This is a genomic window from Flavipsychrobacter sp. (assembly GCA_041392855.1).
GTDB lineage: Bacteria > Bacteroidota > Bacteroidia > Chitinophagales > Chitinophagaceae > UBA5543.
Window position 1 is genome coordinate 2,341,947 of sequence record JAWKLD010000001.1, and the last position, 12,263, is coordinate 2,354,209.

Below are 12,263 nucleotides of genomic sequence, written 5' to 3' on the forward strand. Positions count from 1 at the left end.
TTTTAAATAGATGAGTTAATTATTGTTGTGCTGTTTTTTGCTCCAGTTTAATATCAGTACCAATACGTTGCAAATAAGCTATCAATGCTACTATCTCTTTATTCTTCTCAATTTCAATACCCTTGTCGGATAGTCTTTTTTGTATTGCTCCTGCTTGAAGCATCAAATCATTATTAGCAACCACATCATAACCTTCTTCATAAGGCACACCTAATGTCTGCATGGCTCTGATCTTAGCCGGTGTTACCGCAGTATCTAGGTCGTTTTCTATTAGCCAAGGATATGCAGGCATGATAGAGTGAGAAGATATAGTACGAGGATCCAGCATATGGTTGAAGTGCCAGCTATCGTCGTACTTACCACCAATACGTGCTAAGTCAGGACCTGTACGCTTACTACCCCATTGGAATGGGTGGTCGTATACGAATTCACCTGCTTTAGAGTACTCTCCATATCTTACTACCTCACTACGGAATGGTCTGATCATTTGACTATGACAAGTATAACAACCCTCTCTTACGTATATATCACGTCCTTGTAGTTCAAGCGGTGTATATGGTCTTACAGATTCTATTGTCGGCACATTAGACTTCACTAAGAATGTTGGTACGATCTCTATCAAACCTCCTATACCTACTACTACCAAGCTTAGTACTAGCATTTGTACTGGGCGGCGCTCGATCCAACGGTGCCAGTGATGCTTACCATGTTCTACATACACTTTTGGTAATGGTGCCGCCTCTGCTGCTTCATCATTTACAGCAGTACCACTCTTCACTGTTTTGTAAAGGTTAACACACATTAGAATAGCACCTACCAGATATAGTGTACCACCTATACCACGCATCATGTAGAATGGTTCCATTGCCTTCACGGTTTCCATAAACTGATATTCTAACTGACCAGTAGGAGTGAAGTCTTGTAGCATAGACCACTGCATGAAACCAGCCCAGTACATAGGAACTGCATAGAATACAATACCTAGCGTACCGATCCAAAAGTGCCAGTTAGCCCATTTTGTAGAGTATAGGGATGTTTTAAACATTCTTGGTAGCAACCAGTAGAGCACACCAAATGTTAAGAAACCATTCCAACCCAAAGCACCTACGTGTACGTGCGCAATGGTCCAGTCTGTAAAGTGGCTGATAGCATTTACAGATTTCAAACTCAACATTGGCCCTTCAAACGTTGCCATACCGTATGCTGTAACCGCTACAACTAAGAATTTCAATACAGGTTCTTCTCTTACTTTATCCCAAGCACCTCTAAGCGTCAATAAGCCATTCAACATACCACCCCAAGACGGTGCGATCAACATTACTGAGAATACTACCCCAAGAGATTGTGCCCAGTCTGGCAAAGCAGTATATAATAGGTGGTGAGGACCAGCCCAGATATACAAGAATATCAATGCCCAGAAGTGTATGATAGATAGTCTATACGAGTATACCGGTCTATTAGCGGCCTTAGGCAGGAAGTAATACATCAAACCCAAGTATGGTGTCGTTAGGAAGAATGCCACTGCATTATGCCCATACCACCATTGTACCAAAGCATCTTGTACACCTGCATACCAAGAGTATGACTTCATCCATGTGAATGGAATCTCCCAAGAGTTTACGATGTGTAGCATAGCAACAGTAACAAATGTTGCTATGTAGAACCATACTGCAACGTATAGGTGACGCTCTCTACGTTTGATGATAGTACCAAACATATTAACACCAAAAACCACCCAAACTAGTGTAATTAAGATGTCTATAGGCCACTCTAACTCTGCATACTCCTTACCAGTAGTAAAACCTGCAAGTAGCGATACAGCTGCTAAAACAATGATAAGCTGCCAACCCCAAAAGTGTAGCTTACTAAATAAGTCGCTAAACATACGGGCTTTAACCAGCCTTTGCAGAGAGTAATAAACTCCCATAAAAATACCATTACCCACAAATGCGAAAATCACCGCATTGGTGTGTACAGGTCTCACACGGCCAAATGTAGTTTGTGCTGTTTCAAAGTTAAGCGCGGGAAACACTAACTGAAAAGCAGCAAGTACGCCTACAAGCATACCTACCAGCCCCCAAAACATTGTAGCATAAGCAAACCATTTTACGATCTTATTGTCGTAAAAGAACTTGTCCATATGCACTCCGCTTGAGTGTTGGTCTGACCCTTTAGCATGTTCGTTCGGTAGAGAAGATGCAGTACTCATGTATTTGGTCTTTAAGATTTATTATTTGATTGAACTAATTCGTCGTCGTGTAGCATTCTCATTGCTGAGCCTTGCTGGTCTTCGAACTGATTGGCACGTACACTCCAAATAAAAGCCCCTAAAAAGAAGACAGCTACTGCTATACTGGCTAATACAAGGATATAAAGTACGCTCATCGGTTCTGGTTATTTATTATATCAAAAGTATCTCGGCATACGCTCTGGTCATATGACCATACTCAATGCAAAACATGATTGTTGTCATGTTTTTGTCATTCAGGTGAACCAAGGCCTAAATTCAGCCTTTTAGCAGCCAATGCACTTAAGCCTGTTGTTATTAATACTATAGTTAAAGTACTTGCTGGCATTAGCACAGCAGCTATCATAGGGTTCATCTTACCCTGCATGGAGATAGCCAAACCCACAATATTGTAAATGATAGATATTGCAAATGTGATATTGATAATTACCCTGCCCGATTTAGCTAATTTCAATAATGCGGGTAGTGCTTTAAATTTCTTTGCATCAAGAATAGCATCGCATGATGGGGTAAAATTATTGACATCATTTGCCAATGTTATACCCACATTACTCTGCTGCAGTGCTCCTGCATCATTAAGGCCATCCCCCATCATCAACACTTTCTTGCCTTCTTTTTGAAGATTTTCTATATAGTTAAGCTTGTCAATTGGCTTTTGCTCAAACAATAATTCACTATTGGGAAATACAGCTTTAAAAGTTCCTTTCTGTCTATCATTATCACCCGATAATAAAGACATATGATACGCTTTATCTAATTCAGGAATAACTTCTGGTATACTCTCCCTTATTTTAGGATTAATTTCAAATGAAAGTATCTTTTTACCCACCTTAATATAGCAGGCAGCTTTGGCATTCTTCTCCTCATCAGCAATACCAATAAAACTAGCAGAGCCAACCATTACTAACTTGCTGCCTATATATGCTTTAATCCCTTTGCCTGGGTATTCTGCCCAATTATCAACTTCAACTTTTCTTCCGCTAACATATTTAGCGATTGCTACACTATAGGGGTGATTGCTAGAAACTGTAGTAGTATAAACTAGATCCCTTTCTTGCTCAGTAAGTGTTCCTTCAGGGATAGCATACTCTTGACTATCTTCAGTAAGTGTTCCTGTTTTATCAAAAACTATATGATTGATATAACCTAACTGCTCTATGATAAAGGCATCTCTTAAAAACAGTCCATTATTACTAAGCAGCCTTAAAAGATTACCATTGGTAAAGGTAACCGCTAACAGCAACGCGCATGGGCATGCTATTATTAACATGGCCGTTACTGAAGGTATCAGCTTACTAAAGTCTACAACAGCCCAATATGTAGCAGTTGTAGCTACTAGTGCCAAAAGTATTATAGTGAAGTACTTACTTAATACATGTATTACACTATTAGTACGGTTTTGTGATACCTTATTTTTCTTAAAAGTATTATGATTCCACAGCGATGTAAGGTAACTACCCGCTACAGGTTTTACGATCTGTACTTTTAGTTTTTCTCCCACTTGTCTACCACCGGCATATACAGTTTGCCCGGTTTTCACAACTACGGGTTCACTTTCACCAGTTACAAAACTATAGTCTATTCTTGCCCTGCCTTCTACTACTACACTATCGGCAGGCACTATCTCTTCATTATGTAGTTCTACTACATCTTTTTCTTTCAAATCTTGCAAATGTCTACTTTCCACGCCCTTTGAGGTAACAACATTTACAGCTATAGGGAAGTAGGACTTATAATCTCTATGGAAAGAAATAGACTGGTATGTTTTGTCTTGCACAATACGCCCGATCAGCATAAAGAACACAATTCCTGTGCAGCTATCTAAATAACCGGCACCCGTTCCTGTTGCTATCTCATAGATACTCCTACCGAACATTATTATTAGAGCTAGTGCTATCGGAGCGTCAATGTTCAACATTTTTTGCTTGATACCTGCCCAAGCATTTGTAAAAAACTCTGATGCGGAATAAAAGAAAACAGGTATCGCTAATACCAGATTTAGTATTCTAAACAAGCTGGCGTACTCATGCTCAATGCCATTTTTAACTGATAAATACTCTGGGAAACTCATCAGCATAATATTCCCAAAACAAAAACCAGCAATACCTAATTTATATATTCTCTTCTTATCAAAACCACCCTTTTGTTTATCACTCTCCTTTTCTAAACTTATATATGGCTCGTAACCTATAGTAGTTAACAGCTCTACCACCTTTCTTATCGGCATTTCTTCCTTACGAAACTGTATGGTTACTTCTTTCTTGGTAAAATTCAGCCTACTGTCAATTATGGCAGGGTTTACTTTTTGCAAATGCTCTAGCAACCACATACAAGAGCTACAATGTACCCCTGGTATGTAAAAAGTAACTATTGTATTATTACCATCGGTAAACTTATATAGATTGGCCGCTATCTCCTCATTATCTAAATAGCTGTACTTATCATTACGTATCGGTTTGATCTGGGTAAGCCCGGGGTGTGATTGCTGTTCATAGTAATTGCATAATCCATTGGCATTAATGATCTCATATACTAACTTACAACCATCACAGCAGAAGTACTTGTCTTCAATGGCGATTTTATCATTAGCACATTCCGTACCACAGTGATAACACAACTTTTTAGGCTGTGTTTCCTTTTTTAGAATAACGGTGTTTTTCCCCTCTAGTACGTTAGGCATGCATCTGTTTTTGAGCTTCCATCACTTTAGGTATCAACGCCGATTCTTCAAGATAAAATAGCTCTGTAAGAATGGTGTCGATTATGGTCACTTCATTCCTTAATATCTTGTAAGAAGCAGGGTAATCGTTATTTGCATATAGCGGAGAAGCTACCATTTGCAAACGAAAGAGAATCTCTTTAATATTCTTATGTGTGCCTTTCAAGCTTGTTAGGTGCATATTATGCCCTGCATGGCAATTGCCTGAACAGTTTCTGCAATCATGCCCCTCTCTTACTTTTTCATTCAGCTCATTTACGTAAGGAAAAATAACAGCCGTTCTTATTGTAAGCAAGTCCTTTATCTGCTGCAATAGCTTTATTGCCATGCTAACATATAACGAAGTAGTGCTATAGCCCTCTTCTTGCATCGTGTTTGCATGTAACGATGCATTCTCACAAAGAGAATTTAGCACTTGGTAATAGTCCTTGTCTAGCTTATTGATAAGCTCTCTCAGACTATAATTACTGTATTGTGAAAATAAAACTGCAGCCATGGATACAATTGTTTACACGAATGTACCCGCCTGCTAAAATTTAAAAAATGAGTAATGCTTGATTAAAACATGACTTTTGTCATGTTTTGTGTTTAATGTACTAATTGTAAAGATTGGCAGACTTGATAAGTGCGTTCATATCCAAAACTCTTATCTTCTTACCTACAAACTCCACCACCTTGTCATTTTTCAGCTCAGACAATAGGCGAATTGCGGTTTCGGTGGCAGTACCCACTAAATTAGCGATATCCTCTCTAGACAAAGCTACATTAAGTGTTGCGCCATCTTCTTCAAACCCATATGTTTCTTTGAGAAAGAGTAACCCCTCTGCCATACGTTCACGTACAGGGCGTTGTGCAAAATCAGTAATTGTCTGTTCTGCTTTTTTCAGCTCTCCTGATAGCATTTTGATGATTTCCATCGAAAGCCCTGCATTATTTTTCAATACTGAGAAGAAAGTATCTCTAGGCACGAAACATACATTTGTTTCGTCGATAGCCGTAGCACTAGCATTATAACGTTCTGCACTTAGTAAAGCTCTATAGCCCAGTACATCACCCGCCTTGGCCATTCTCACTATCTGTTCCTTACCATCATGACCAGAATATGCAATCTTTACCTTACCATCATTGACACAAAAAATACCTAAAGGCTGGGCACCTTCATGGAAAATTTGCTGCCCTTTTTTAAAAGAGATACAAGACTTATTCTCACTAAAAGCAGCAAGCTCTTCCAACTCTAGATGACAGAAGATAGACTTATGCCGAGATCCGCATGTCTCACAATCTACATGAAAGTTATTTTTCGCTTTTACAGGCACAGATTGCTATAGTTTTTATCTATTGTAAAGGTATAAAATACCTTACATATTTTATGGAATTTCACTTTAAGCTTGAGTAAAACTCCCTTAAACCAAAAAATCTGACTTTTTGTTACAATTTTATATCCGATGTTCATTTATAGTTGATGGGATAATCAATAAAAGCACTCATTTAAAATGATAATGTAAATCGACACTATTAGTGTAATACTTCTAAAGAATACATCATATGACAACATATCTAGAACAGAATTGGAGGCAATTAACTGTAGGGTTAGAGACAGAAAAGACAATATCCTATTATAAGCAGCTCATTGATCTATATAATAATCCAAGCAGGCATTACCACAATCTATCTCACATTTATACACTATTAAAATATACTGACCAATATGCACACTTACTTAGCGACTCTAAAACAATAAAATATGCTATATGGTATCATGATGCTATATATGACAGCAGTAAGAATGATAATGAAGAAAAAAGTGCCGCACTTGCCCTTGAGCATATGACCAATCTTGGTATCGAAAAGCAAATGATAGACACCTGTTGCAAAATGATCATAGCCACTAAAACACATAAACTAACTAATGACATTGACTCTTTCGATGCTCAGTTTCTGCTAGATATAGACTTGTCTATATTAGGCACTAAAGAAGAGGAGTATCGACAATACACTAAACACATACGACAAGAGTACATTATCTACCCTGATCCTATGTATACTATTGGCAGAAAAAATGTAATAGAACACTTTCTTGCTATGGACAGAATTTACAAAACCGACTTGTTTTTTGGACTATGTGAAGAGCACGCCAAAGAGAACCTAAAGGAAGAACTAAAACAACTATTAAACTAGCTCTTCCCTTTCTGCCCACTCAAGCTCTTTTGCCAGATCCATACTATTAAACTCAAGATGTAGCACCCGTCTCCTCTTCTGGTTAATAGACTTTGATGAGGCATGCAACAATAGCGGCTTCATAATGTGCAAACCGCCTTTGTTTACATTGCACATCACTGGCGCACCTGTCATCAGTTTTATATCTCTACTGGCATGTACTTTCTTATGTGAGCCCGGTATTATCTTCAATGCCCCATTTTGCTCATCGGCATCGTCTAGATGTATTCTTACTGTTATCGTGTTGTGCAGTATCTCTTCAGGAGGTATTACACTCACTACACCTTTCTTATTCGTCCACCCCTTGTAGCCTTTCACTACTTTCTTTTCTACGACATTTATGGGTAGGTCTTGGTGCCATGTCACATACCAGTTTGTCTGCGGTGGCTTGTCAAAGTAAATAGCCTTGGTAAGAAATAGATTGTCATCAAACTCCTTCAGTATTTCTTTCAGATTGCTATTGATACATACCTCTTTCAACTCTGGTATTTCTTTAAATAGTCTACGTATGGCATATACAGCCCCGTGTTCTCCCTTGCCTGCTTCTCTATGTTTGTTTATCAGTTTTATTATAAGATTGATAGACTTATTAGTAAACACCTTGCTCGTAATAATTGAACCTCTGGCTTCTAGCTGTTGAGGGTAGTTCTTCAGCGTTCTTTCATTAAGCTCTATCGTATACTCGTCTACGGCAGCTTGTAGGCGTTTTCTTATCACATTGCGCAGGCGTATAGGGGCAATTACTTTTAACCTTTCGCCAAATGCTAGTATATCTCGCTCAAGCTCAAAATTGGTTTGTACATATAGAGACAGCAGGACGCCATCGTCCCTCCTCGCTACTACTTTTTGGCTGTGGTGTAGCGGTTTAGTTATCATATACGGAGCATTGTCGTGCGTTGCGAGCAGTAAAATCTCCTCTGGCGCTTGTCCTTCGTTTACTGTTACGCCTACTACATTATTGAAATAATTAGTGATATACTCCTCATCAAAAGTTTTTAATGGCTTACTCATCACCTCCACGTGTTCTACCCTGTCTAGCGCCAGTAGCATTCTGTTAGATCGCTTATCGGTATCTCCTAGTACAAACCATCTATTGCGGTGCTCCTTTAGTAGAAAAGGGTGAAACAGAAAGCTGTTCTTACTCCTAGCCTTAAACGACTGGTAGGTTATTTCAATACAGTTTTTGTTTAGTATAGCATTGTATATAGGGTCTATATATTCTAGCCCCCTCAGGTGCTCGTTCTTCTCCATATCTATTATAGAGCGCTCCTGTGTTTTAGAGGTGTGTATTTTATCTTCCAAGCGCTGTACCATACTACTCAACTCTTTAAAATGTGTAAACCCTTTGAATTGTTTCAGTATTTCTACCACCTCTGTAAGCTTACCCAAGTCTTGGTCGGTAAGAGGAATGTTGGTTATAGAGTAATCCTCCTCTTCATAAGTGTAGTACTTCTTATCTATCACTACTATCGGTGCATTGTAGCCCAGTTTTTCACTTCTCATCATCTGCAAGTCCATTTGTACTGTTCTTTTACTCACACCTTTGTCTATGCCTTCATACTCATATAGAGCATTAGAGCAAGCATCTACCAAGTCTTCTAGCGTCCACTTTCTCAGCCTATTTCGCAGGCATTTATCAATTGTATTGTAGCGTACAAGGGCATTTCGGGTTACAGGCATCTATCAATTTTTAGTCGCTGGGAAAAGAAATTTTAAGAAAATTAAAAAATATTTTCTACTACGCAAAAAGACTGCGCAGTAGTGTTTCACCTTTACATTGTTGATGAGCGACAAGGATGGTCAAACATCAAAAAAGAAGTTCTTTTAAAAACAATGGAGGTGTTAACAATGGACGGTTAAGCTGATGAAAACATCAGGGTCTTAGCCATTGCAAGTTCGACTCTTGCCATCTCCACGGGTACAAAAAGTAAACAGTAAAGACCTGACGAGTGTTTTTGTATAGCACCGTAGTATTGCCCCAGTAGGGATGCAATATGCTGCTTCACTTTTGCTTTGCATCCACCTTAGATTTGTGGGTCGTGGGTTCGACTCCCACTACTAATGCGTTTAGTATAACTCAGTTGGTAGAGTAACAAATCCCTTTATGTGCAGGTTCGAATCCTGCCTTATGGCTTAACACCATATGTAGTTCAATGGTAGAACAATCGGGCACAATTTAGGTTTGTGATGACGGAAGCTGGTCACTTCTAAAAATGACCGCAGTAAAGAGGCAGAGCAGATATCGGTTTTATCCTTCAGTACGGAGAGTAAAACAGTCTGAACAGAGCCTTGAGGTTCGGGATACCGTACTGGCAAGTTGGGTTACTTTCTTGCGTGCATCTTATAAAGTTCTACTACAGAACTCACTTATAAAGACATAGCGCACAAACTAACACAATACGCTTTTACTAAACGATACACTCCGTTTTGTAAAGATGATCGAACCTCTGCTTCTTTTTTAAATGATAAAGGAACAAGTATAAACCTTAAAATAAAATGTTATGAAAAAGGTAAGAATCAATGTTGGAAATGTAGGATTAGTCTTTAAAAATGGCGACTACAAACGAGTGATCGCAGCAGGAGCACACTGGCTAAGCTTTGGCGAAAGTGTAGAGGTATATGATATGACCAAACGTTTTGTAAGCGCTATAGACTTGAACATATTACTAGAAGACGATACCTTGGCTAGCATGCTTAATATCGTAAATGTGAAAGACAATGAGCTTGCCTTAAGGTTTGATGAAGGAAACCTAAAAGAGGTTTTGATAGCAGGTAAGTATGTCTACTGGAAAAGTATTAGAAATTATACGTTCACAAAAGTCGATTTAACTAACATCGAAATATCTGACACTTTAGATAAGAGTATTGTGAATAGCCCTTTGTTGGTTAACTATATAAGAATATGTGTTATCGCATCTTACGAGAAGGGATTGTTACTTGTTGACAATAAGTTTCAAAAAGAACTAAGCAGCGGCAGATACCTATTTTGGAAGAATGCTACAACAGTAGCTGTGGAGAAAGTAGACTTGAGACGCACAAGGATGGAAATCTCTAGCCAAGAGATCTTGACTAAAGACAAAGCTGCTATAAGAATCAACTTTGAAGCGCAATACAGAGTAACAGACATCAACAAAGCATTGGTAGAAAACAAAGGCTTTGAGAAACAACTATACGTTGCTATACAAATGATAGTAAGAGCTTATACCAGTACGTTGACACTAGACGAATTGCTAGAGCAAAAAGATGAAATAAGCATTGCTATCCAAAAAGCGGCAGAAACAAAAGCAGCCGATTTAGGTGTTGAGGTGAGCAACTGCGGTATCAAAGACATCATCTTACCTGGGGATGTAAAGGACATAATGAACCAAGTATTGATAGCACAGAAAAAGGCACAAGCCAATGTGATATCAAGAAGAGAAGAAACAGCATCTGCAAGAAGCCAATTGAACACCGCTAAAATGATGGAGGAAAACCCAATGTTGTTTAAGCTGAAAGAGATGGAATATGTAGCAGAAATCGCAGAGCGTATCAATAACATATCTCTTTCTGGAGGCAACCAGATAATAGATCAAATGAAAACACTTTTTAGCTAAGGGATGCCGGGGGTGCAATAGGGCACTCCCGAATATTCCGAACTTTAAAAACTAACAACATGACACTTAAAGGAACAGATATAATAGCACTAGGCTACGAAGAAGGTGAAGTAGTAGGAACAGTGTTGCAAACCATCAGCACACACTATGCTGATACTGAAAAAGCCGATATAGAAAAAGTACTAACTGCAGTGCTTGAAAACCCTAACGCCTATGTGGCAGACGAAAAGCTAGGCGCTATTGCAGCCACGCTATTACAGCCTAAAGTAGAAGACTTAACCATACCACTTAGAGCAACAAAAGTACCTTATAAAACATATGGTATTGAAGGCATAGAGCAAGGAGCTATAGACCAAATGGAGGTAGCTATGAGGTTACCTATAGCTAAGTCGGGCGCACTGATGGCCGATGCTCACCAAGGCTATGGACTACCAATAGGTGGCGTACTGGCTACTGAAAATGCGGTGATACCTTATGGCGTGGGTGTAGACATTGGCTGTAGAATGTGTATGTCTATCTATGATATACCTGCTGGCTTTATCAATACCAATACCCCACAGCTAAAGAAAATGCTGAAACAAAACACACAATTTGGTAGAGCTACTTTTAAAAGACCACGCGAGCACGATATATTATCAAACCCATTGTTTGACGAGATAGATGTTGTAAAGCGATTGAAAGATAGAGCCTACCAACAACTAGGCACTTCAGGCGGGGGCAACCATTTTGTAGAATTTGGTATTGCACACATCACCGATGCAGATAATGAATTTGGTATCAAACCTGGCAAATACCTAGCCTTGCTATCACACTCCGGCTCTAGAGGTTTGGGGGCATCTATTGCCAACCACTATACAAAGCTAGCAAGAGAGCTCTGCAAGCTGCCCGACGAGGCAAAGCACTTAGCATGGCTAGACTTAGATACCGAGGCTGGGCAAGAATATTGGTTGGCTATGACCTTAGCCGGCGACTATGCTTCTGCTTGTCACCATCAGATACACGAGCGTATGGCTATTGGCTTAAGAACTACACCACTGGCAATGGTAGAAAACCATCACAACTTTGCGTGGAAGGAAAAAGATGAACAAGGCAATGAGCTAATCGTTCATAGAAAAGGAGCAACACCTGCAGGCAAAGGCGTACTAGGTATCATACCTGGTTCTATGACGGCACCTGGGTTTATTGTAAGGGGTAAGGGGGAGACTTTATCGGTCAACTCTGCATCGCACGGCGCGGGTAGAACTATGTCTCGTACACAAGCCAAGAAAACATTAGACCCTAAAATGGTAAGCAACCACTTAGCAGAAAATGGTATAGAACTTATTGGCTCAGGGCTAGACGAAGCTCCGCAAGCCTACAAAGACATACACCAAGTAATGGACGCACAGATAGACCTTGTAGATGTAGTAGGTACCTTCTTACCAAAAATTGTAAGAATGTGTGGTGACGAAAAATTCAAAGAAGTAGACTAAATAAATAAAGCCAT

General features: G+C 39.3%; 9 protein-coding genes. 3 read left to right on the forward strand and 6 right to left on the reverse strand.

Annotated elements, in window-relative coordinates:
• Positions 1-19 precede the first annotated feature (19 nt).
• The 5 genes from ccoN to R2800_10945 all read right to left on the reverse strand — a co-directional run bounded on the left by ccoN (position 20) and on the right by R2800_10945 (position 6,283).
• Positions 20-2,209, reverse strand: a complete 2,190-nt coding sequence (gene ccoN / locus R2800_10925; GenBank protein ID MEZ5017555.1) for a cytochrome-c oxidase, cbb3-type subunit I — start codon at positions 2,207-2,209, stop codon at positions 20-22.
• A gap of 11 nt (positions 2,210-2,220) precedes the next feature.
• Positions 2,221-2,385 (reverse strand): cbb3-type cytochrome oxidase assembly protein CcoS, encoded by a 165-nt coding sequence (gene ccoS, locus R2800_10930; protein MEZ5017556.1) that lies wholly within the window; start codon positions 2,383-2,385, stop codon positions 2,221-2,223.
• Positions 2,386-2,480: 95 nt separating this feature from the next.
• Positions 2,481-4,928, reverse strand: coding sequence for a heavy metal translocating P-type ATPase metal-binding domain-containing protein (locus tag R2800_10935; protein MEZ5017557.1), 2,448 nt, complete (start codon positions 4,926-4,928; stop codon positions 2,481-2,483).
• Positions 4,921-5,463, reverse strand: coding sequence for a hypothetical protein (locus R2800_10940; protein MEZ5017558.1), 543 nt, complete (start codon positions 5,461-5,463; stop codon positions 4,921-4,923). Before R2800_10940 ends, R2800_10935 begins: the two co-directional genes overlap by 8 nt.
• A gap of 100 nt (positions 5,464-5,563) precedes the next feature.
• The gene (locus R2800_10945; GenBank protein ID MEZ5017559.1) at positions 5,564-6,283 is read right to left on the reverse strand and encodes a Crp/Fnr family transcriptional regulator; all 720 of its coding nucleotides are present in this window, start codon (positions 6,281-6,283) and stop codon (positions 5,564-5,566) included.
• 229 nt (positions 6,284-6,512) lie between these two features.
• Here R2800_10945 and R2800_10950 point away from each other — a divergent pair, with 229 nt between their 5' ends.
• On the forward strand, positions 6,513-7,145 hold the full coding sequence (locus tag R2800_10950) for a hypothetical protein (GenBank protein MEZ5017560.1): 633 nt from the start codon (positions 6,513-6,515) through the stop codon (positions 7,143-7,145).
• Here R2800_10950 and R2800_10955 read toward each other — a convergent pair.
• Positions 7,137-8,864, reverse strand: a complete 1,728-nt coding sequence (locus R2800_10955; GenBank protein ID MEZ5017561.1) for a WYL domain-containing protein — start codon at positions 8,862-8,864, stop codon at positions 7,137-7,139. The two genes, R2800_10950 and R2800_10955, sit on opposite strands and share 9 nt — an antisense overlap.
• 821 nt (positions 8,865-9,685) lie before the next feature.
• Here R2800_10955 and R2800_10960 point away from each other — a divergent pair.
• Entirely contained in the window at positions 9,686-10,777 is a 1,092-nt protein-coding gene (locus R2800_10960) for a slipin family protein (protein ID MEZ5017562.1), read from the forward strand.
• 59 nt (positions 10,778-10,836) lie between these two features.
• Positions 10,837-12,249: an RtcB family protein gene (locus R2800_10965; protein MEZ5017563.1), complete on the forward strand. Its 1,413-nt coding sequence runs from the start codon at positions 10,837-10,839 to the stop codon at positions 12,247-12,249.
• The last annotated feature ends 14 nt before the right edge of the window (positions 12,250-12,263 follow it).